The sequence below is a fragment of the Streptomyces sp. S.PB5 genome (assembly GCF_030403745.1).
Classification (GTDB): domain Bacteria; phylum Actinomycetota; class Actinomycetes; order Streptomycetales; family Streptomycetaceae; genus Streptomyces.
This window is the reverse complement of sequence record NZ_JAQMWP010000002.1, coordinates 262,432-283,825: the sequence shown is the minus strand read 5'-3', so window position 1 is coordinate 283,825 and position 21,394 is coordinate 262,432. Positions and strand designations below refer to the sequence as shown.

Sequence of the window (21,394 nt, the reverse complement as noted above, 5' to 3'; positions counted from 1 at the left end):
GGACACCCCCCGACACGTCCCCTGCTCGCCGTTGCGCCGGTGCGGCGCCGTGGCCCCTCCGGTCAGCGGACGGCGAGCGCGAACACGTGCAGCCGTGGGGCGTTCGGCAGGCGTGCGCTCGCGATGCGTTTGCCCTCGGGTGCCGTGTGTGGCTCTGTGGCGAAGACGTACGTGGCTACCGGGTCTCGTCCTGCTCCCGCGATGTTGCGGTACGTCGTCCTGGCCACGACCTTGTTGTCGTACTGGATGCCGGCGCTTCCGCCGTCGAGGGTCCAGTCGGTGAAGGACAGGGGGATGGTGTCGGTGGTGCCGTCGGTGTAGGTGACCGTGGCCCTGGACCGGTGGCTGCCGAAGACCGCGCTGCCCACGAAGGCCAACTGGTGCGCTGGTTCGGCCAGTTCCAGGGTCTGTCCGGTGGCCGACGCGTTGTCCGGGCGGCCGTTCGGGGAGTCCGGCCAGGTGAAGGTCAGGCCGTCCAGCCGGATGCGCTCGCCCGGTGTCAGGCCCGCTGCGGCCAGGGCCTGGCGGGAGTGGCTCCAGCCCGCGCCGTCGTAGTCGGCCTCGGTGTGGTCGCCGGAGTCGTCGGAGATACCGGTGTTGTCGTAGGCGGCCAGGAGGGTGCCGGGGGCGGCGACGGTGAGGGCCACGGGTTGGGCGTAGGAGGGCACGGTGATCCTCACGTCGTAGAAGCCTGGCGTGATGTCGTCGGAGGCCGTCAGCGTGATCTTCCGGGTTCCCTCCACGACCTTTCCCTCGGCGGGTGTCGCCGTGATGCCCTCGGGTGTCTCCACCCGGAAACGCTCCTCGCCCCCGCTCATCGACAGGGCCTTGATGACGAACTCGGTGCTTCCACCCGGGGCAAGTGTCGCCGTGGTCGGCCCGACGCCGATCTGGTACGGCTGTTCGCCCTCGCGGAAGGAGGGCGGGGCGTCCTCGGGGGCGGTGCCCCAGGGGTGGTCCGGTGGGGCGGCGGAGAGGGTGTAGTCGAGGCGGCCGCCGTCCGCGACGAAGGACGCGGGAAGCCAGGGGCGTTGCGATGTCCGGTCGTCGATCTTCAAGGAGCGGATGTACGGCGCGTCCGCGGCGGCGCCCTCCGCGGCGATGGAGATGTCGTTGCCGTGCGGGCGGTCGATCTCGATCCGAGGGAACAGCGGTGAGGCCAGGACGAGTTCGGCCCGGGAGGGGATCTGCGGGTACATGCCGAGCGCGGAGAAGACGTACCAGGACGACATCGCGCCGAGGTCGTCGTTGCCCGGGATGCCGCCCGGCTGAGTGGACCAGAGCTGTCGCATCGCCGCCCGGACGGTCTCCTGCGTCTTGGCCGGGGCGCCCGCGTAGGCGTACAGGTAGGGGATGTTGATCGAGGGCTCGTTGTCCAGTTCGGACTTCTCGCCGCCGGCGCCGGTGAAGGCCCAACTGCCGTCCGGTTTACGGAAGAAGGCGTCCAGGCGGGCCTCGGCCTGCTTCCTGCCGCCCATCGCGGCGAAGAGGCCGGCCGGGTTGTGCTGGACCATCCAGGTGTACTGGGCCGCCGTGCCCTCGACGAATCCGTTGCCGGTGGCCGGGGTGAAACCGGTGACCCAACTGCCGTCGGCGTTGCGGTTGGCGATGTAGCCGCCGTCGGGGGTGGCCGCGAGATTGAAGGTGTTCTGCCACCACTGGGAGCGGGCGGCGAAGTCGGCGGCCTGTCTCTTCTTCCCTGCCGCCGCGGACAGTTGGGAGAGCGCGAAGTCCGCGCCGGACATCTCCAGGGTCTCGGCCGCGCCGCCCCAGGCGTTGGAGACGGACGGCATGTAGTGCCGCTCCAAGTACTGGTCCAGGGACGGGCGTTGGCCGACCGACAGCACAGGGCGCCCGGCCGCCGACAGGTCCTTGGCCGTCGGCACTGTCGCCGCCTTCGTGAGCGAGGCGAGTGCGCCGCTCACGTCGAAGTCCGTGCCGCCGAAGGCATGGATGCCGGCCAGTGCGATGGGTGAGGGGTCGCCGTTCATGACGTGGGTGCCGCTCGCGCCGTGCAGCCAGCGGTCCCAGATGCCGTCGTTCTGCTGGGCCAGTTCGTACAGGGACTGGGCGATGTCGGAGCCGGTGCGCGGGTCCAGGAGGGTGAGCAGTTGCACCTGGTCGCGGTAGACGTCCCAGCCGGAAAAGGTGCCGTACTGGGCGTGGCGGGTGGTGGTGTGCGGCTCGCCGTCGGGGCCCCGGTAGCGACCGTCGGCGTCGCTGATGATGTTCGGATGCAGGAGGGAGTGGTAGAGCGCGGTGTAGAAGACGGTGCGTTCGGACTCCGTGCCGCCGCCCACGCGGATCGCGTCCAGACGGTCGCGCCAGGCGTCGCGCGCGGCTTCCCGTACATCGTCGAAGGTGCGGTACGGCGGGTTCTCCACCGTCAGATTCGCCTCGGCGCCCGCTCGGCTGACGTAGGAGATGCCCACCTTGACGTTGACCGGACCGGCGCCGGGCGCGAACTCGACATATCCGCCCGCTCCTTTGCCCGCGACGGGCCGGCCGGCGTCGGCGAAGCCGCCGGTGCCGCCGGACGCGTTTCGGGAACCGGGGCTGAGCCGGGCGTCCTCCCAGGTGCCCGTCTCCTTGAAGGCGCGGTCGAAGCGGGCGGTGAAGTGGAGGGTGTAGTAGGCGCGTCGGCCCTCGGGGTCGAGGTGGCCGCAGAAGTTGCCGGAGGTGACCGAGCCGGAGACCGTGCGGGCGTCCGGGTCGATCTCGATCCGTGAATCGGTCGAGCCCACCTCGGAGTTGGCCGTGCGGATCAGCAGTGAGGCGGGCTTGTCGGCGGGATAGGTGAAGCGGGCCGAGCCCGTGCGGGCGGTGGCCGTGAGGTCGGCGGTGACTCCGGAGGCGAGGCCGACCTTGTAGTGGCCCGGCTCGGCGGTCTCGTCGGCGTGGGTGAAGTCGGCGGCGTACACCGCGTCCTCGGTGTCGCTCGCGGGCGAGGAGGTGACCTCGCCGGCGTACGGGAAGAACGGGATGTCGCCGCTGCCGCCCGCGCAGCCGGTGCCGGACATGTGCGTGAGGCTGAAGCCGCGGATGCGGGTGGCGTCGTAGTGGTAACCGCCGGGCGCGGCGATGGGGGTCCCCCCGCTCGAGCGAAGTCGAGAGTGGGGGAGGGTGGCGTCGCCCCAGGTGTTCTCGGGGCTCCAGGAGAGCATGCCGAAGGGGGTGACGGCGCCGGGGAAGACGTTGCCGCCGTTTCGGGTGCCGATGAGGGGGTCGACGTACGGCGTGGGGTCGTCGACCGGTTCGGGTGGTGCGGTGGTGGGGGCGATGCCGGTGAGGGCGAGGGCGGCGGCGATGATCAGGCACTTCACGTGCGCCAGCCGTACCACGCAGGGCGGCGGGCGGGCGTACGGCCACGCGGGGGCAGCACCCGGACGGGCCAATCCCAACTCGCTTGACTTCGATGTCCGTTGACACGGTAAAGTGAGGTTTAGACCACTCGACAACGTTGTCCGAACGACACGTCGTCGCCAACGGCCAACCAACACCCGGGCAGGGACTCCCCCGCCTGCCCGGCTCGCGGACCCGGTGGGGGTGTCCACCGGGTCCGCACCGAGTCTCAAGGGGACCTCATCGGCCTTCCTGCCCGAGGGCGAGCCGACGGCGCCACCAGCGGTCGGCACGCCACTGCCGTTGCCCCGCGAACGGATCAGGCAGGGTGAGCTGCCGATATCGGACGTCCAGGACCCGCACCCGGCGGGCCAGTTCGGCGCGAGGCCGCGGAGGAAGCTGCCGCAGAACGTCGTCGAGTACGTCACGGGCGTGCCGTACGTCCTCGAACGAGCAGCCGCGGCACGAGCACCCGGTCGCCTGCGGGTAGCCGGGGCGGCGTTGCGCCCCATGGAGAAACGCCCGGTAGCGGCGGAGTGCGTGGTCGGTGGCGCCAGGGTAGACGTAGTAGTCGTCCGAGAGGGTCTCCACCCGGTCTATGGCGACGCTGGTCCGGGAGGAGAGCCCGTGGATGCGGTGCGGGGGCAGCGTCCACGGCTGCCGGGGAGATCGTCGGGCGCGCAGCGCGCCGGGCCGGCTACGCGGCATGGGCCTTTCGGTACGTGATCATGCGCATCATCATACGGAAGGCCGCCGGTGACGGAGGGGACCCGGCGGGATGGGGGAAGGCCGCCGGGTCCCTGGCCATGGTTCGGCTCAGCCGACCCGGCAGGGCAGGGTCGTGGCCGTATCGCCGCCGGCGCCGGAGACGACGTAGCCGAACGTCGCGCTCTGGCCCGGACCGAGCGAGCCGTTCCAGTCGGCGTTGTGGACCATGACGTTCTGGCCGGTGTAGGTCGCGTTGCCGCTCCAGAGGCTGTTGACCGTCTGGCCGGCCGGAAGCGTCCAGTCGACCATCCAGCCGAGCATCGGGACGTCACCGGAGTTGGTGACGGTCACCTCGGACTGGTAGCCGCCGCTCCAGTTGCCGGTCGTGCGGCGGGTGGCGGTGCAGGTGCCGGGCACCGGGTCGGCGGGGTCGCCCGGTTCATGGATGCCGGTGACCTCGCCGTTGCCGCCGTCGAAGACGACGTCGGAGCAGGAGTAGAAGGTCTCGGCGCTGTCCGAGCGCTGCCAGACCATGTAGATGATGTGGCGGCCCGACTTGCCGGCCGGAAGCTGCCCGGTCCAGGCGTAGTCGGCCTCGACGGTGCCGGGGCTGCCGTTGAGCGGCGGGTGGTCGACGGAGAGGAAGGGCCGGTCCTCGATGTCGTTCCAGGTGAGGTTCCGGGTCGGGTCGAAGCCGTCCTTGGTGACATAGATGTAGAACCAACCCGGGTGCGCGGCCCAGGCGTTGTAGGAGAAGTCGACGGTCGCGCCCGCGGTGAGGTGGGTCAACGGCCAGTCGTTGCGAGGGGCGTTGAAGCCGGTGAAGTTGGTGTTGCCGCCGCTGCACAGCTGACCGTCCGGGACGAAGCCGCGGGTGCGGCCGGCACCGTCCGAGCGCAGTACGGAGAACCAGTTGTAGAACGGCGTGGTGCCGCTGACCGCCTGGGCGTTCTTGCAGGCCGGGTTGACCGGTTTGATCTCCCCGGTGTCGGTCAAACCGTCCTGCCAGCACAGGAAGGTGCGGCTGCCGGGCTTCATCGGGGTGCCGTGGGCCTCCGCCGCGCCGCCGGTCGACATCACCAGGGCGAGGGCCGGGACCGTGGCGAGCAGGGAGATCATGACGAGGAAGAAGGCTCTCGCGCGCGTGGGGAGCGTTAATCGGCGACCCGGGGACGCCGCTGATTTTGTCAGGATCATGACAGTCCAGTCCGTTGCCTGGGTACGGGCCGTGCGGGTGTGTGCGGTGCGTGCGTATGGATGGGCGGGGTGGGTGGGTCCTTTCGGGCAGGTTCCGGTCCACCCGGGTGGGAGCGCTCCCACCCCGCCTGTTGCGGAAGGTAGCGCGAACGGAGGCAGGTGTAAACGGGTGGCGCAGGAGGGCTGGGCGTCAGTGGCGTGCCGTGGTGACCGAGGAGGCCCTGGACGCCGTACGGGAGAAGGCGCGCGGGGACTTTCTGGAGGGCCGATGCGGCTGGGGTCGGGCGGGGTCGTTCAGACCGGGTACGACGCCTGGAAGGCCAGCCTCGCGCCGGCGCCCTCCCCCACCGACGTCAGCAGGTCGTCGAGGGCCAGGAACTCCTCCCACACCGCGCGGCCGCTCGTCTCAACCAGCCGTCCGACCACCAGATCCTCCAGGTCCGGGACGCGCTTGTTCTTCCAGATCTTGTCGGCGAGGCTCACCAGCAGGTCCTCGACGCCGACGTCCGGCAGGGTCCAGCCGGCGTGGGTGGCGGCGAAGCGGGCGAGGTACGGGGGGACGCCGTGCTCCAGGAGCAGGTCACGGCCGGCGTTCTCGTGTGCCGAGCCCGGGCCGGAGAGTTCGGCGACATGCGTGGTCTTGCCGATGTCGTGCGTGGCCGCGCCGAACAGTACGGCTTCACGGTCGAGCGGCAGCGCGGGGTACCGCTCCGCCACCCACTCGACGATCCGGTACGCCACGTCGTGCACGGCCCTCAGGTGGGCGACCAGACGCGGCGACGCATCGAGCTCGCGCAGCAAGTCCGCTGCGGGGGACGGGAGTTGGCGCAGGGGCGGCTCGTCGAGGGCTCGCTGGAGGAGATCGGGGGGCGTCACCTGGACAGGGTAGGGGTGACGGGGCCGAGTTGGGGTGGGCGGAGGGGGCTTCGATGGTCTGTGGAGGCTGGGCCGGTGCGGTGGTCGTTTCGTGCCCGTCACCACCGGTCGTGGCCGTTGCGGCCGTCGTGGCCGTCGCGGCGGTCCGGGGGCGTCCCGACCGTCCTGGCGGTGGCAGGCGACCCGGTCCGCGGTGGCGACCGTGGCCGTGACAGCCGTCGTGACCAACACGGCCGTCCCAGCCCGCCCAGCCGTCTCGGCCGACCCGACCGCCTCGGCCAACTCGACCGCCGTGGCCCTCCGGTCGGCTTGGAGCCGTCGTATCCGCCCCGCGCCGCCCACCGGCAGGCATCCGCCAGCAGGCACCCACCGCCAGTCACTCACCGGCCTGCACCTACCGCCAAGCACTCACCGCCAGGCATCCATCCGCCGGCCCACCCGCCTCCGGCGAGGGCGCGTTCGACGTCGGCTCCTCCAACTCCGCCCTCCCCGGCGGATGATGGCCGCATGCCCACCTACGACACCCTCGGCGCCACCTACTCCCGTACCCGGCGTCCCGACGCCCGTATCGCCGCCCAGGTGCATGCCGCCCTCGGGGGTGTCGCCGATGTGGTCAATGTCGGGGCGGGGACCGGTTCCTACGAACCGGCGCGGACCGTGCTCGCGGTCGAGCCCAGCCGGGTGATGATCGCCCAGCGGCCCGCGGGGTCCGCGCCCGCCGTGGAGGCCGTCGCGGAGCGTCTGCCGCTGCGGGACGGTGCCGTCGACGCGGTCATGGCGCTGCTCACGGTCCACCACTGGTCCGACCCGGTGGCCGGGATCGCCGAGCTGCGTCGGGTCGCGCGCCGGCGTGTCGTCGTGCTGACGTGGGATCAGGAGGTGTTCCGCGAGCGGTTCTGGCTGGTGCGGGAGTATCTCCCGGAGGCGGCCGCGTTCGACGACGCCCGGGCCGTTTCCGTGGACCGGCTGGCCGGACTGCTCGGTGGGGCGCGTGCGGAACCGGTTCCGGTCCCCCACGACTGCACGGACGGATTCGCCGCCGCGTACTGGCGCCGCCCCCGTGCCTACCTCGACCCCCGGGTCCGCGCGGGCATCTCCCTGCTGTCCCAGCCCGCCCCGTCCGCCCTCGCACCGGGGCTCGCCCGGCTCGCGGACGACCTCGACTCGGGCCGCTGGCAGGCCCGTCATGGCGAGCTGCTCGCCCACGAGACCTTCGACGTCGGCTACCGGCTGCTGGTGGCCGAGGTCTGAGGCCGAAATCCGCAGCCGAGGTCTGAGCGCGGGCGGTGCGCGGGCCTGGACCGTGGTCGGCAGGTGGCCCGTGGGTGATGACCCGGGCGTTCCGTGCGCGGACACGGCGAAGGGCCGCATCCCCGTCCAGCGGGGATGCGGCCCTCCTGGGAAGGACTAGCCGCGGATCAGGCTGCGCAGCACGTACTGCATGATGCCGCCGTTGCGGTAGTAGTCCGCCTCTCCGGGGGTGTCGATGCGGACGACCGCGTCGAACTCGACACCGGTGTCGGTGGTGACCTTGACCGTGCGCGGCGTGGTGCCCTCGTTGAGCTCGGTGACGCCGGTGATGGAGAAGGTCTCCTCGCCGGTCAGACCGAGGGACTCGGCGTTCTGGCCCTCCGGGAACTGGAGCGGCAGGACGCCCATGCCGATGAGGTTCGAGCGGTGGATGCGCTCGTACGACTCGGTGATGACGGCCTTGACGCCGAGGAGCGCGGTGCCCTTGGCGGCCCAGTCGCGGGACGAGCCGGAGCCGTACTCCTTGCCGCCCAGGATGACCAGCGGGACGCCCTGCTCGATGTAGTTGCGCGAGGCGTCGTAGATGAACGACACGGGGCCGTCGGCCTGGGTGAAGTCGCGGGTGTAGCCGCCCTCGGTGCCCGGCGCGAGCTGGTTGCGCAGGCGGATGTTGGCGAACGTACCGCGGATCATGACCTCGTGGTTGCCTCGGCGCGAGCCGTAGGAGTTGAAGTCACGACGCTCCACACCGTGCTCGGTGAGGTACTTGCCGGCCGGGGTGTCGGCCTTGATGGCACCGGCCGGGGAGATGTGGTCGGTGGTGACCGAGTCGCCCAGCTTGGCCAGGACGCGGGCGCCCGTGATGTCGGAGACCGGGGTGGTCTCCATCGTCATGCCCTCGAAGTACGGGGGCTTGCGGACGTACGTCGACTCCGCGTCCCACTCGAAGGTGTCGCCGGTCGGGATCGACAGGGCCTGCCACTGGGCGTCGCCCGCGAAGACGTCCTGGTAGGACTTGGAGAACATGTCCTCGCCGATGGCGTTGGCGACGACGTCGTTGACCTCGGCCTCGGTCGGCCAGATGTCGGACAGGTAGACCGGCTTGCCGTCCTGGTCCGTGCCGAGCGCGTCCTTGGTGATGTCCACCTTCATGGAGCCCGCGATGGCGTACGCGACGACCAGCGGCGGGGAGGCCAGGTAGTTCATCTTGACGTCGGGGTTGATACGGCCCTCGAAGTTCCGGTTGCCGGAGAGGACCGAGGTGACCGCGAGGTCGTGGTCGTTGACGGCCTTGGAGACCTCCTCCGGCAGCGGGCCGGAGTTGCCGATGCAGGTGGTGCAGCCGTAGCCGACGAGGTTGAAGCCGACCTTGTCGAGGTAGGGGGTGAGCCCTGCCTTGTCGAAGTAGTCGGTGACGACCTTGGAGCCCGGGGCGAGGGTGGTCTTGACCCACGGCTTGCGGGTCAGGCCCTTCTCGACCGCCTTCTTGGCCACCAGCGCGGCGGCGACCATGACGTACGGGTTCGAGGTGTTGGTGCAGGAGGTGATGGCCGCGACCGTCACCGCACCGTGGTCGATCTCGTAGGTCGAGCCGTCGGGGGCGGTCACGGTGACCGGGTTCGACGGGACGCCGTTGGTGGACGCCGGGGCGTCGGAGGCCGGGAAGGACTCCTCGCCGGCCTCGTCGGCGGTGGAGACGTAGTTCAGGACGTCCGACTTGAACTGCTCGGCGGCATTGGCGAGGACGATGCGGTCCTGCGGGCGCTTCGGGCCGGCGATGGAGGGGACGACCGTGGAGAGGTCGAGCTCCAGCTTCTCGGAGAAGTCCGGCTCGGCCTTCGGGTCCAGCCAGAGGCCCTGCTCCTTGGCGTACGCCTCGACGAGCGCGAGCTGCTGCTCGGAGCGGCCGGTGAGCTTGAGGTAGTTGATCGTTTCGGCGTCGATCGGGAAGATCGCGGCGGTCGAGCCGAACTCCGGCGACATGTTGCCGATGGTGGCGCGGTTCGCGAGGGAGGTGGCGGCGACGCCCTCACCGTAGAACTCGACGAACTTGCCGACGACGCCGTGCTTGCGGAGCATCTCGGTGATCGTGAGCACGAGGTCGGTGGCGGTGGTGCCCGGGGTGAGCTCACCGGTCAGCTTGAAGCCGACGACGCGCGGGATGAGCATCGAGACCGGCTGGCCGAGCATCGCGGCCTCGGCCTCGATGCCGCCGACGCCCCAGCCCAGCACACCGAGGCCGTTGACCATGGTGGTGTGCGAGTCGGTGCCGACGAGGGTGTCGGGGTAGGCCTGGCCGTTCCGGACCATGACCGTGCGCGCCAGGTGCTCGATGTTGACCTGGTGGACGATGCCGGTGCCCGGGGGGACGACCTTGAAGTCGTCGAAGGCGGTCTGGCCCCAGCGCAGGAACTGGTAGCGCTCCTTGTTGCGGCCGTACTCCAGGTCGACGTTCTGCTTGAAGGCGTCGTTGGTGCCGAACTTGTCGGCGATGACGGAGTGGTCGATGACCATCTCGGCCGGGGAGAGCGGGTTGACCTTGGCCGGGTCGCCGCCCAGCGCCTTGACGGCCTCGCGCATGGTGGCGAGGTCGACGACACAGGGGACGCCGGTGAAGTCCTGCATGATCACGCGGGCGGGCGTGAACTGGATCTCCTGGGACGGCTGGGCCTGGGAGTCCCAGCTGCCGAGGGCACGGATGTGGTCGGCGGTGATGTTCGCGCCGTCCTCGGTACGGAGCAGGTTCTCCAGCAGAACCTTGAGGCTGTACGGAAGGCGAGCCGAGCCTTCCACCTTGTCCAGCCGGAAGATCTCGTACGACTCGTCGCCCACGCTCAGCGTGGCACGGGCGTCGAAGCTGTTCGCCGACACGACAGTCTCCTTCATTGATGTGCGCGTACTCACCACGATCCTGCCGCCACGGCAACTTGGCCGATCCGCTAAGGTCAGGCTAAGTTAGGTAACCCTTACCACCGGGGTGGCGATGCGGCGGCTGCGGTGCGCCTAGGCAGATATCTCGATGTCGAGATAACTCTAGTACACGGGGGCTGGATGGTCATGCCCGGCCTCCGTTTGTGATGTCCCACACGGCCGACACCACCCCCGTGATTATCCGGCCGAACCCGGCCGTCGGCGCGGCGTGAACCTGGCCGACCGCGCAACGTTCGGCCATCAGCTCGCCAAGTCGGGGTAACCGACAGGTACGTTCGCAACCCCGACGGGAGGCACAGATGCCCCTCACATTCCGCAAGAGTTTCCGGATCCTGCCCGGCGTGCGGCTGAACATCAACCGGCGCTCCTGGTCCATCACCACCGGCGGCAGTCACGGTCCGCGCCGGACCCACAGCAGCACAGGACGTCGTACGACATCGGTGGATTTGCCCGGACCTTTCGGGTGGCGCCGCACCCGTACCGCCAGGCGGCGTTGACGCATCGTCAGGTCCGTCACCCGGACGGACCCCCCGAAATGCGCCATCTCATATCTGAGATAGCCTCAACCCCATGGCAGACGATTACCTCGTACGCATCGGCAAGCTCATCCGTGACGCCCGGCAACACCGGGGCTGGACACAGTCGCAGCTCGCAGAGGCCCTGGGCACCAGCCAGAGCGCCGTCAACCGCATCGAGCGCGGCAATCAGAACATCAGCCTTGAGATGATCGCTCGAATCGGCGAAGCCCTCGAAAGCGAAATCGTCTCTCTGGGCTACGCGGGGCCGATGCATCTACGGGTCGTCGGCGGGCGCCGGCTCTCCGGCGCCATCGACGTCAAGACGAGCAAGAACGCGTGCGTGGCACTGCTGTGCGCCTCGCTGCTCAACAAGGGGCGCACAGTGCTGCGCCGCGTGGCCCGCATCGAGGAGGTCTACCGCCTCCTGGAGGTGCTGAACTCCATCGGCGTGCGCACCCGCTGGATCAACGACGGCGTCGACCTGGAGATTGTGCCCCCGGCCGAACTCGACATGGCCGCGATCGACGCGGACGCGGCCCGCCGCACCCGCTCGATCATCATGTTCCTCGGCCCGCTGCTGCACCGCATGGACGGCTTCAAGCTGCCGTACGCGGGCGGCTGCGACCTCGGTACGCGGACCATCGAGCCGCACATGATCGCGCTGCGCCGGTTCGGTCTGGACATCGCGGCGACCGAGGGCCTGTACCACGCCCAGGTCGACCGCTCGATCTCCCCCGACCGCCCGATCGTGCTGACCGAGCGCGGCGACACCGTGACCGAGAACGCGCTGCTGGCCGCCGCGCGGCACGACGGCGTCACCGTCATCCGCAACGCGTCCTCCAACTACATGGTCCAGGACCTCTGCTTCTTCCTGGAGGCGCTCGGCGTCAAGGTCGAGGGCATCGGCACCACGACCCTCACCGTGCACGGCGTGCCGACCATCGACGTCGACGTCGACTACTCCCCCTCCGAGGACCCGGTCGAGGCGATGAGCCTGCTGGCGGCCGCGGTGGTCACGGAGTCGGAGCTGACGGTCCGCCGGGTGCCCATCGAGTTCCTGGAGATCGAGCTCGCTGTCCTGGAGGAGATGGGGCTCGACCACGACCGTACGCCGGAGTACTTCGCCGACAACGGCCGCACCCGCCTGGTCGACCTCACGGTCCGGCCGAGCAAGCTCGAAGCCCCGATCGACAAGATCCACCCGATGCCGTTCCCGGGTCTGAACATCGACAACGTCCCGTTCTTCGCGGCCATCGCGGCGTCCGCGCAGGGCAAGACGCTGATCCACGACTGGGTCTACGACAACCGCGCGATCTACCTGACGGACCTCAACCGCCTCGGCGGCAGGCTCCAACTCCTCGACCCGCACCGGGTGCTGGTCGAGGGCCCGACCCGCTGGCGCGCCGCCGAGATGATGTGCCCGCCGGCGCTGCGGCCCGCCGTGGTCGTGCTGCTGGCGATGATGGCCGCGGAGGGCACGTCCGTGCTGCGGAACGTGTATGTCATCAACCGGGGGTACGAGGAGCTCGCGGAGCGCCTCAACTCGGTGGGGGCGCAGATCGAGATCTTCCGGGACATCTGATTGCGCGAATGCCGCCGCACCCCGGGGAGGGGGCGGCGGCATCTCTGGGACTTGTCTCCGGCGGCGGTCCGATCGCCGGGCCGGAGCGCAGAGATACAACTCGCCCCGGCACCGCGCGCTTCATCGGCCAGGAGTCCCAGGAGCCGGGGTGAACGCGTCGGTCACGCAGTCCGCCCGGCCGTCAGCGGCCTCGTACCGGCGGCGTAGGGCGGCCGCCGCCTCTTCGTGCTCCACGGTGAGGTGCCCGTAGTGCCGGCCCGCCACCCGGGTCACATCCCTGACGGTGACGATGGCCGGCTCACCGGGTGCGGCCCGGCGGCGCGCTTCGGCGATGGCCATGTCCGCGGACCGCAGCAGCTGTCTGGAACGGTCCCGGGCCGCGGCCGCCCGCGCCCGCTTCGCCGAGAGGGGGCGCAGGACATGCCCCCGCCAGACGACACCGGCGGCGACCAGCACCAGACCGAAGGCCACGAACAGCAGCCCGCCGAGGTGGTGAAGCATCCGTGTTCCCAGCGGCTCAGGACCCGGCCGCGAACCGCACGAACGGTGCCCAGCCTTCCCGGCCCACGGCGAAGGCCGGACGGCTCACGTCCTTGGAGTCCCTTACGTGGACGGCCTGTTCGGCGATCGCGATCTCCACGCAGTCGTCGCCCTCGCTGCCGCTGTAACTGGACTTGAACCAGGCGAGTTCCGTCGTACCGCTGCTCGCAGCTCTCCTCGCAGTCGCTCCGGCAGAGCCGGGGATTCCGCAGCGCCCCGGTGTCGCCGGTCGCCTGCTCGACCGACTCCCCGGCCTCGTTCCCTTCGTTCCCGATGATGTCATCCGCCGCCCCTCCCGCCGCACCGCGATGGCTCCTTGCACCGCCCGCACCCACCACTCAACGCGACGAACGCGTCAGCGTACTGCCCGCTCAGGCCGCTGACTCCGCGGGCAGTTCCACGGTGATGCGGAGCCCGCCGGACGGGCGTGGGGTGAGGGTGAGGGTGCCGTCGTGGGCCTCGGTGATGGTCTTGACGATGGCCAGCCCCAGGCCGACGCCCGCCTGGTCGGTGTAGGTGCGCTCGGTGCCCCGCTGGAAGGGCTCGGTGAAGGTCGCGACCCGTTCCGGGGTGAGGGGCTCGCCGGTGTTCTCGACGGTGAGGACCACGGCGTCGGGGCGGACGCCGGTGCGGACCCAGACGGTGCCCTGGTCCGGGACGTTGTGGATGATCGCGTTGTGCACCAGGTTCGTGGTGAGCTGCAGGAGAAGCGCGGGCGAACCGTTCGTGGGGGCGATGTCGCCGCTGGTCTCCAGGGCCACGCCGTGCTTCTCGGCGAGTGGGTGGAGCGTTTCGGCCGCCTCCTCCGCGACGAGGGACAGGTCGACGTGTTCCCGGGTGAAGGAGCGCTGGTTGGCGCGGCTGAGCAGGAGCAGCGCCTCGGTGAGGTCGATGGCCCGGGTGTTGACGGCGTGCAGTCGGTCGACGAGCCGGCCGGTGTCGTGGTCCGGGTCGGCACGGGCGACGTCGATGAGGGTCTTGGAGATCGCCAGTGGCGTACGCAGCTCGTGCGAGGCGTTGGCGGCGAACCTCTGCTGCTCCTCGACGTGCGCTTCGAGGCGGGCGAGCATCGCGTCGAAGGCGTCGGCGAGTTCGCGGAACTCGTCCTTGCGGCCCGGCAGACGGATCCGGTGGGACAGCGATCCGGTCGCGGCCGTGCGGGTGGCGTGGGTGATGCGGTCCAGCGGGGCGAGCATGCGGCCGGCGAGGATCCATCCGCCCAGGAGCCCGAACACCAGGAGGAACGCCATGACCGCGGCGGCCGTCGGGGCGAAACCCTGTACGAAGAGGGTGCCCGGCGTCACTCGCACCGCCCCCGACTCATTGGTCTGCAACCACCCCTGCCGCAGCAGGAACACCCCCACGGCGACGATCAGCAGGAGGCCCGCGACCATGAGGAATCCGGCGTAGCTGAGGGTGAGTTTGAGGCGGACGCTCAGGCCGGGCCGCCGCCTATCCACGGTCACCATCCTCCTGACCGGTGCCGGGTGCCGTGGCGATGTGGTAGCCGACGCCCGGCACGGTCGCGATGATCCAGGGCTCGCCGAGCCGCTTGCGCAGCGCCGAGACCGTGATGCGTACGGCGTTGGTGAACGGGTCGGCGTTCTTGTCCCACGCGCGCTCCAGAAGCTCTTCGGCGCTGACGACACCGCCCTCGGCGGCGACGAGGACTTCGAGGACCGCGAACTGTTTGCGGGTGAGCGCGATGTAGCGGTCGTCACGGTAGACCTCGCGGCGGAACGGATCGACGCGCAGGCCCGCGATCTCGCGTACGGGAGGCCGGCTGTGGGCGCGCCGCCGGTCGAGGGCCCGCAGCCTGAGCACCAGCTCCAGGAGTTCGAAGGGTTTCGTGAGGTAGTCGTCGGCGCCCAGTTCGAAGCCGGACGCCTTGTCGTCGAGACGGTCGGCGGCGGTGAGCATGAGCACGGGCATGCCGCTGCCGGAGGCGACGATGCGTCGGGCGACCTCGTCCCCGGAGGGGCCGGGGATGTCTCGGTCGAGCACGGCGATGTCGTACGTGTTGACCCCGAGCAGCTCCAGAGCGGTGTCGCCGTCGCCCGCGATGTCGGCCGCGATCGCTTCGAGACGCAGGCCGTCGCGGATCGCTTCGGCCAGATAGGGCTCGTCCTCGACGATCAAGACACGCATACGTCAAGCCTAGGAGGCGGCACATATCGTCCGCGTATCGAAAATCGCATACGCCCTGGTAACACCCGGTTCTCTTCACTTGCGACACGGCCCAGCCGAGGCCCAGCCGACAGCGGTGAGCAAGAGCGAGCAAGAGTGAGTGAGACCGACGATGACGCAGGTGAACATGGCGGAGGCGGGGCAGGCCAGGCAGGCCGCCCCGGCCGTCGACGACACGACCCCGGGCACCCGGCCCCCGGACGGCTCCCGGCGGCCGGACGGCTCCCGGCAGCCGGGCCCATGGCGGCGCGGCCCGGTGTTCACGGCCGGTGCGCTGCTGCTCGGCCTGCTTCTGCTGCTGCACCGGCAGCTCCCGAACCCGGCCGGGCTGGGCAGTCTGGTGGAGACCTTCCTGCCGTGGTTCGGCCTGTTCGTCGCGCCGCTGCTCGCCGGGGCGGTCTGGCGCCGCTCCGCCGCCGCGGCCGTCGCGCTGCTGCTGCCCGTCACGGTGTGGCTGAACCTCTACGGCGGCCTGCTCACCGACAAGTCCCACGCCGGCGGTGACCTCACCGTGGTGAGCCACAACGTCGCCGCCGAGAACCCCGACCCGGCCGGCACCGCCCGTGACCTGGCCGCCTCCGGCGCCGATCTGCTGGCGCTGGAGGAGCTGACCGACGACGCGCGGGGCACGTACGAGGAGGAGCTGGCGGAGGCGTACCCGCACCACACCGTGCAGGGCACGGTCGGGCTGTGGAGCAAGCTGCCGCTGTCCGGCACCCGGCCGGTCGACGTACTGCGGGACATGGCCGGACCGCTGGCCGAGCAGCTGTCGCCCGAGGACGTCCCGGTGGACCCGCCCCGTGCCCTGCGCACCACGGTGGCCACCGAGAAGGGTCCGCTGGCGGTGTACGTGGCGCATCTGGGTTCCGTGCGGGTGATGCCCAGGGGCGGCTTCTGGACGGACTCGCGGGACGCCGGCGCGACAAAGCTCGCCGAGGCGGTCGCCGCCGAGCCCAGCGAACGGGTGCTGGTGCTCGGTGACTTCAACGGCACCCTGGACGACCGCGCGTTCGACGGCCTCACCTCGCAACTGCGCTCGGCCCAGGACATGGCCGGGTCCGGCTTCGGCTTCAGCTGGCCGACGGAGTTCCCGGTGGCGCGGATCGACGAGATCCTGGTCCGCGGCGTGGAACCGCGCAGCGCGTGGCTGCTGCCGGCCACGGGCAGCGATCATCGGCCGGTGGCCGCGGGGATCGGCTGGTGAGTGGCAGGGATTGGCGCATGGGTGGCGGCCTCGGCGGGTGAACCGCGGGTATCGGCGGGTGAGTGGCGGGGGTCGGCGATGAGTGGCGGGCTCGGTTGGTGAGCCGCGGGTGAGTGGCGCGGATTGGCGGGCGAGCCGCGGGCGGGCGGCGGGCATCGACTGGTGACCGGCGGGCGAGTGGCGGGGATCGGCGGGCCAGCGACGGGTGAGTAGGGGGATCGGCGGGTGAGCCGCCGGTGGGCGCCGGGCATCGACCGGTAACCGGCAGGCGAGCGGCGGGCGAGTAGCAGGGACCGGTGCGTGAGCCGCCGGCGAGCGCCAGGCATCGACTGGTGGCCGGCAGGCCAGCGGCGGGTCAGCCGCGGGGCACCGATGTTCCCGCGGCGCGTATATCGGCGGCGTATCGAAAACCGCATACGTCCGGGCAACACCCCGCCGCCTTCACTGGCGGCATGTCCTACAGCGCATCAGACAGCGGACCAGTACGAACACCGGCGGCCGGGAATCCCGTCGTCAGGCCGATCAGCGGCGCCGAGCATCTTGCGTTCGTGCGGGCCCAGCGGTCGGTCAGCTTTCTTCAGACCCCGGCGTGGGGTCGCGTCAAGACCGAGTGGCGCAGCGAGTCCTTGGGCTGGTTCGACGGCCGGCGGCTGATCGGTGCGGGGCTCGTCCTGCACCGGCCGGTGCCACGGCTGGACCGCTGCACGCTGGCGTATCTTCCCGAGGGCCCGGTCATCGACTGGAGCGGCGAGATCGGCGCGTGGCTCGATCCGCTGGCGGCGTATCTGAAGGCGCACGGCGCCTTCGCGATCCGGCTCGGCCCACCGGTCGTGACGCACACCTGGAGCACCGCCCAGGTCAAGGCGGGCATCACCGACCCGGCCGTCCGGCGGCTGACAGAGCTGCCGGGACCGTGGGTCGATCCGGTCGGCGCCCGGGTGAGCGAGAGTCTCAGGGACGCGGGCTGGCTGCCGCAGCACCCGCGGGACGGGTTCGGTGTCGGGCATCCGCAGTTCAAGTACGAGGTCCCGCTGGCGGGCCGGACCGAGGACGAGCTGCTCGGCGGCATGAACCAGCAGTGGCGCCGCAACATCAAGAAGGCGGCCCGGGAAGGCGTCGAGGTGACGGCCGACGACGGGACCCCGGAAGCCCTGAAGGCGTTTCACGACCTCTACGTCCACACCGCCGAGCGCGACCGCTTCACACCCCGGCCGCTGCACTACTTCGAGACCATGTTCGCGGCGCTCAACTCCGAGGACCCGCAGCGGATCACGCTCTATCTGGCCCACCACCGGGGCGACTTGGTCGCGGCCACGATCCTGGTCCGCGTCGGAACCCACGCCGTGTACGCCTACGGCGCCTCCGCGACCGCCAAGCGCGAGGTACGCGGCTCCCACGCCTGCCAGTGGGCGATGATCCGCGAAGCGCTCGCGACCGGCTGCGACGTCTACGACCTGCGCGGCATCACCCCCACCCTCGGCCCCGACGACCCACACGTCGGCCTGGTCCGCTTCAAGGCCGGCACGGGCGGCAGAGCGGTGCGGTACGTCGGCGAGTGGGACCTGCCGCTACGACCGTTGGTCCACCGGGCGTTCGACCTCTATATGAGGCGACGCTCTGTATGAGGCGACGCTCCGTATGAGGCGCGAGATGGTGCCAGGGCCGGACGTATCGGGGGCATATCGAAAACCCCATACGTTCCGGCAACAGCTTCCCGCCTTGACTGCGGGCATGACCCACAGCGAATCGATCCGCATCACCATCTACGGATGCGGCCCGGACGAAGCCGTTCTGTTCCGCGAGCTGGCGCCCGGCCTCGGTGTGCGGCCGGCCATCACCGACGCACCGGTCTCGGAGGCCAACAGTGAACTGGCCTCCGGCAGCCGGTGCGTCAGCGTCGGACACAAGACGCCCGTCACCCGCCCCACGCTCCGTGCGCTCGGCCGAGCAGGCGTCAGATACATCTCCACTCGGAGCATCGGCTGCGACCACATCGACGTGGAATACGCGGACAGCATCGGCATCTCCGTCGGAAACGTCTCCTATTCACCGGACAGCGTGGCCGACCACACGCTGATGCTCATGCTGATGGCGATACGGGACGCGAAATCCATCGTCCGCCGCACCGGAATTCATGACTACCGGCTGAGCGATGTGCCCGGACGGGAACTGCGCGATCTTACGGTCGGGGTGATCGGGACCGGCCGTATCGGCGCGGCGGTCATGGAGCGGTTGCGAGGCTTCGGCTGTCGCGTTCTGGCCCATGACCGTCACGCCGTCATCGGTACCGAGAACGTCGAGAACATTCGGCTCGATGAACTGCTGCGCCGCAGCGACCTGATCACGCTGCACGTGCCGCTCACCGAGGACACCCGCCATCTGCTGGACCGGCGGCGCCTGGCGCGGCTGAAGAACGGCGCACTCGTCGTCAACACCGGGCGCGGTGCGCTCATCGACACCGAGGCCCTGGTGGAGGAACTGGAGAGCGGCAGGCTGGGCGGCGCCGCCCTCGACGTCATCGAAGGCGAGGAAGGCGTCTTCTACGCCGACTGCCGCGACAGACCCATGGCAAGCAAGGCGCTGTTGCGGCTGCAGGAACTGCCGAATGCGCTGATCACTCCGCACACCGCCTATTACACGGACCACGCCCTGCGCGACACCGTGGCGAACTCTCTCACCAACTGCCTGACATTCGAAAGCGGGAATCAGCATGGCTAGGCTGAAGGTCGGCGTCCTCTTCGGCGGCCGTTCCGAGGAGCACTTCGTCTCCGTCAAATCCGCGCGAGAGCTGCTCAGGAACCTCGACCCGGAGAAATACGAGCCCTTCTGCATCGGGATCACGAAGAGCGGCGCCTGGAAACTCTGCGACGGGCCCGACGCGGACTGGGAGACCGGCGGCTGCCGTCCCGTCGTACTGTCGCCCGACAGCGACGTGCACGGACTGCTGCTCCTGGAGCCGGAGCAGCAGGGGCAGCAGGGGCAGGGGCGCTACGAAACGGTCCGGCTGGACGTCGTGCTGCCCGTGCTCCACGGCACACTCGGTGAGGACGGCGCGATACAGGGCCTGCTGGAGCTCTCCGGCATCCCCTACATCGGCTGCGACATCCAGAGTTCCGCCCTGTGCATGGACAAATCCCTCACCTATGTCGTCGCCGCGAACGCGGGAATCGCCACGCCGGTCTTCCGGACGGTCTCGGCGGGCGAAACCGTCGACCCCGCCCGGCTCACCTACCCGGTGTTCGTGAAACCGGCCCGTTCCGGATCCTCCTTCGGCGTCACCGAGGTGTCCCGGGCGGAGGAACTCCCGAGTGCGGTGGAGACGGCACGGCGGTACGACTCCAAGGTGCTGATCGAGGAGGCCGTCGTCGGCAGCGAGATCGGGTGCGCCGTCCTCGGGAACGAGTCGGATCTCGTCGTCGGCGAGGTCGACCGGATCGCGCTCTCGCACGGGTTCTTCAGGATCCATCAGGAGGACGCCCCCGAGACCGGTTCCGAGAACTCCACGGCCGTCGTCCCCGCCGACATCCCCGAAGCGTCACGACTGCGCGTCCGGGAGACGGCCGAGGCCGTGTACCGCGCCCTGGGGTGCAGCGGTCTTTCCCGGGTGGACATGTTCCTCAAGGAGGACGGAGAGGTGGTCCTCAACGAGGTCAACACCTTCCCCGGCATGACCTCCTACAGCCGTTATCCGCGCATGATGGCGGCCGCGGGAATTCCGCTCTCCGAGGTGATCGACCGGACCGTCTCCCTCGCCCTGACAGGAAAGATCCGATGAGGGACGGCTTCGTCTTCGTGGACGAGATGGCACCCGGAATCCGCTGGGACGCCAAATACGCCACCTGGGACAATTTCACCGGAAAACCGGTGGACGGATATCTGGCCAATCGGGTCGTCGGCACGAGGGCGCTGTGCGCGGCCCTGGAGCGGGCTCAGGAGAAGGCCGCGTCGCTGGGGTTCGGGCTACTGCTCTGGGACGGCTATCGGCCGCAGCATGCCGTCGACTGCTTTCTGCGCTGGTCGCGGGAACCGGAAGACGGCCGGAGAAAGGCGCGGCACTATCCCCGTATCGGCAGGGCGGACATGTTCGCGGAGGGATATGTGGCCGCCAGGTCGGGCCACAGCCGGGGCAGCACCGTCGACCTCACGCTCTATGACCTGGCCACGGGTGAACTCGTCCCCATGGGCGGCGACCACGATCTGATGGATCCCGTCTCCCACCATGGCGCACCAGGGATCACGCCCGGCGAGGCACAAAACCGCCGGGCCCTGCGATCCCTCATGGAGACCTGCGGTTTCAGCGCGTACGAGCGTGAATGGTGGCATTACACGCTGGACGACGAGCCCTATCCGGACACCTATTTCGATTTCCCCGTCGTATAAAGCCGCAGGCCCTCATCGACGACGTGGTCGCCGACCCGGCGGCGACCGGTCTCCGCGAGATCGCCGCCGGATCGCCGGCGTTCAGCCTGCCGGTGTTCTCCCACCCGTGCTCGGCGCCGTCGCACACGGCACGGGTGCCGCCGATGCCGTGGCGGACGCTCGGGGAGCCCTGGCTCACGGACGAGCTGACGAAGACCGGGCCGGAGCTGCCGAGCGAGCGGTAGATGCCGGACAGGGAACGGACATGCCTTCCAAGTCAGCGGAACGGAATCCTCCGCAGGCACCGGCCGGGCGCGCCGACGAGCGTGATCGTCACTTCTTCGGTGGCGAGTCCGCAGCGGTTTTCGTGGATCGGTCCTGGAGTTGTCCGCGTGTTGTCACGGTCGGCGTCCTGGGGTTCCGATGAGTTCGCGGCGGGAGCATGGTCTATCCATACGGACGACCCGTACGGATCGTCCTCCCGATGTGGAGGTGCGACATGTGTTCCCACCAGCCTTCGTGCCCTTCCTCCGACGCCGCCGGTCCGCACGTCGTGTCCGCCCACCCCGAGCAGGGCTGGAGCCTGTTGTGCGACGGGGCGATCGTCTTCGACGACTCCGGTGAGCTGCGCGCCGACGGCAGCGTCGTGGCTCCGCACCGGGTCACGCAGCTCGCCATGGCGGCCTGATCCCGCTGGGC

Annotated in this window: 18 protein-coding genes and 1 pseudogene; 9 read left to right on the top strand and 10 right to left on the bottom strand. The window is 70.1% G+C overall.

Annotated elements, in window-relative coordinates; all coding sequences use genetic code 11:
- Positions 1-62: 62 nt before the first annotated feature.
- From PH203_RS06105 to PH203_RS06090, 4 genes are all read right to left on the bottom strand, one after another.
- A complete protein-coding gene (locus PH203_RS06105; protein WP_289918254.1) occupies positions 63-3,311 on the bottom strand; it encodes a GH92 family glycosyl hydrolase in 3,249 nt (1,082 codons plus the stop codon).
- A 271-nt stretch (positions 3,312-3,582) separates the two neighbouring features.
- The gene (locus tag PH203_RS06100) at positions 3,583-4,050 is read right to left on the bottom strand and encodes a hypothetical protein (RefSeq protein ID WP_289917232.1); all 468 of its coding nucleotides are present in this window, start codon (positions 4,048-4,050) and stop codon (positions 3,583-3,585) included.
- A 108-nt stretch (positions 4,051-4,158) separates the two neighbouring features.
- Positions 4,159-5,169: a lytic polysaccharide monooxygenase gene (locus tag PH203_RS06095; protein ID WP_289917231.1), complete on the bottom strand. Its 1,011-nt coding sequence runs from the start codon at positions 5,167-5,169 to the stop codon at positions 4,159-4,161.
- A 372-nt stretch (positions 5,170-5,541) separates the two neighbouring features.
- Entirely contained in the window at positions 5,542-6,123 is a 582-nt protein-coding gene (locus PH203_RS06090) for an HD domain-containing protein (protein WP_289917228.1), read from the bottom strand.
- Between the two features lie 507 nt (positions 6,124-6,630).
- Here PH203_RS06090 and PH203_RS06085 point away from each other — a divergent pair.
- Positions 6,631-7,374 (top strand): methyltransferase domain-containing protein, encoded by a 744-nt coding sequence (locus PH203_RS06085; RefSeq protein ID WP_289917227.1) that lies wholly within the window; start codon positions 6,631-6,633, stop codon positions 7,372-7,374.
- Positions 7,375-7,530: 156 nt separating this feature from the next.
- On the opposite strand, the gene acnA is transcribed toward PH203_RS06085, so the two are convergent.
- Positions 7,531-10,245 carry an aconitate hydratase AcnA gene (acnA, locus tag PH203_RS06080; RefSeq protein ID WP_289917226.1) on the bottom strand — a complete coding sequence of 905 codons (2,715 nt, stop codon included), beginning with the start codon at positions 10,243-10,245 and terminating at the stop codon, positions 7,531-7,533.
- A gap of 359 nt (positions 10,246-10,604) precedes the next feature.
- Here acnA and PH203_RS06075 point away from each other — a divergent pair, with 359 nt between their 5' ends.
- Both PH203_RS06075 and PH203_RS06070 read left to right on the top strand, forming a co-directional pair.
- A complete protein-coding gene (locus PH203_RS06075) occupies positions 10,605-10,802 on the top strand; it encodes a DUF4236 domain-containing protein (protein ID WP_289917224.1) in 198 nt (65 codons plus the stop codon).
- A gap of 73 nt (positions 10,803-10,875) precedes the next feature.
- Positions 10,876-12,405: a UDP-N-acetylglucosamine 1-carboxyvinyltransferase gene (locus tag PH203_RS06070; protein ID WP_289917223.1), complete on the top strand. Its 1,530-nt coding sequence runs from the start codon at positions 10,876-10,878 to the stop codon at positions 12,403-12,405.
- A gap of 120 nt (positions 12,406-12,525) precedes the next feature.
- Here PH203_RS06070 and PH203_RS06065 read toward each other — a convergent pair whose 3' ends face one another.
- The 4 genes from PH203_RS06065 to PH203_RS06050 form a co-directional block, all read right to left on the bottom strand.
- Entirely contained in the window at positions 12,526-12,906 is a 381-nt protein-coding gene (locus tag PH203_RS06065; protein WP_289917221.1) for a hypothetical protein, read from the bottom strand.
- Positions 12,907-12,922: 16 nt separating this feature from the next.
- A complete protein-coding gene (locus PH203_RS06060) occupies positions 12,923-13,150 on the bottom strand; it encodes a DUF397 domain-containing protein (RefSeq protein ID WP_289918253.1) in 228 nt (75 codons plus the stop codon).
- Positions 13,151-13,316: 166 nt separating this feature from the next.
- The gene (locus PH203_RS06055; protein WP_289917218.1) at positions 13,317-14,405 is read right to left on the bottom strand and encodes a HAMP domain-containing sensor histidine kinase; all 1,089 of its coding nucleotides are present in this window, start codon (positions 14,403-14,405) and stop codon (positions 13,317-13,319) included.
- Positions 14,398-15,093 carry a response regulator transcription factor gene (locus tag PH203_RS06050; protein ID WP_289917216.1) on the bottom strand — a complete coding sequence of 232 codons (696 nt, stop codon included), beginning with the start codon at positions 15,091-15,093 and terminating at the stop codon, positions 14,398-14,400. Before PH203_RS06050 ends, PH203_RS06055 begins: the two co-directional genes overlap by 8 nt.
- 151 nt (positions 15,094-15,244) lie before the next feature.
- Here PH203_RS06050 and PH203_RS06045 point away from each other — a divergent pair, with 151 nt between their 5' ends.
- From PH203_RS06045 to vanX, 5 genes are all read left to right on the top strand, one after another.
- Positions 15,245-16,336, top strand: coding sequence for an endonuclease/exonuclease/phosphatase family protein (locus PH203_RS06045; protein ID WP_289917215.1), 1,092 nt, complete (start codon positions 15,245-15,247; stop codon positions 16,334-16,336).
- Positions 16,337-16,788: 452 nt separating this feature from the next.
- Positions 16,789-17,961, top strand: a complete 1,173-nt coding sequence (locus PH203_RS06040) for a peptidoglycan bridge formation glycyltransferase FemA/FemB family protein (protein ID WP_289917213.1) — start codon at positions 16,789-16,791, stop codon at positions 17,959-17,961.
- A gap of 106 nt (positions 17,962-18,067) precedes the next feature.
- Positions 18,068-19,054 carry an NAD(P)-dependent oxidoreductase gene (locus tag PH203_RS06035; protein ID WP_289918251.1) on the top strand — a complete coding sequence of 329 codons (987 nt, stop codon included), beginning with the start codon at positions 18,068-18,070 and terminating at the stop codon, positions 19,052-19,054.
- Positions 19,047-20,111, top strand: a complete 1,065-nt coding sequence (gene vanA / locus PH203_RS06030; RefSeq protein WP_289917211.1) for a D-alanine--(R)-lactate ligase — start codon at positions 19,047-19,049, stop codon at positions 20,109-20,111. The genes PH203_RS06035 and vanA overlap by 8 nt, the downstream gene beginning before the upstream one ends.
- Complete coding sequence (gene vanX, locus PH203_RS06025; RefSeq protein WP_289917207.1) at positions 20,108-20,716, top strand: D-Ala-D-Ala dipeptidase VanX; 609 nt, start codon at positions 20,108-20,110, stop codon at positions 20,714-20,716. Before vanA ends, vanX begins: the two co-directional genes overlap by 4 nt.
- An 85-nt stretch (positions 20,717-20,801) precedes the next feature.
- On the opposite strand, the pseudogene PH203_RS06020 reads toward vanX, so the two are convergent.
- Positions 20,802-20,954, bottom strand: a pseudogene (locus PH203_RS06020) (DUF6299 family protein); the annotation flags it as partial.
- Positions 20,955-21,194: 240 nt separating this feature from the next.
- Here PH203_RS06020 and PH203_RS06015 point away from each other — a divergent pair.
- On the top strand, positions 21,195-21,383 hold the full coding sequence (locus PH203_RS06015) for a DUF5999 family protein (protein ID WP_289917205.1): 189 nt from the start codon (positions 21,195-21,197) through the stop codon (positions 21,381-21,383).
- The last annotated feature ends 11 nt before the right edge of the window (positions 21,384-21,394 follow it).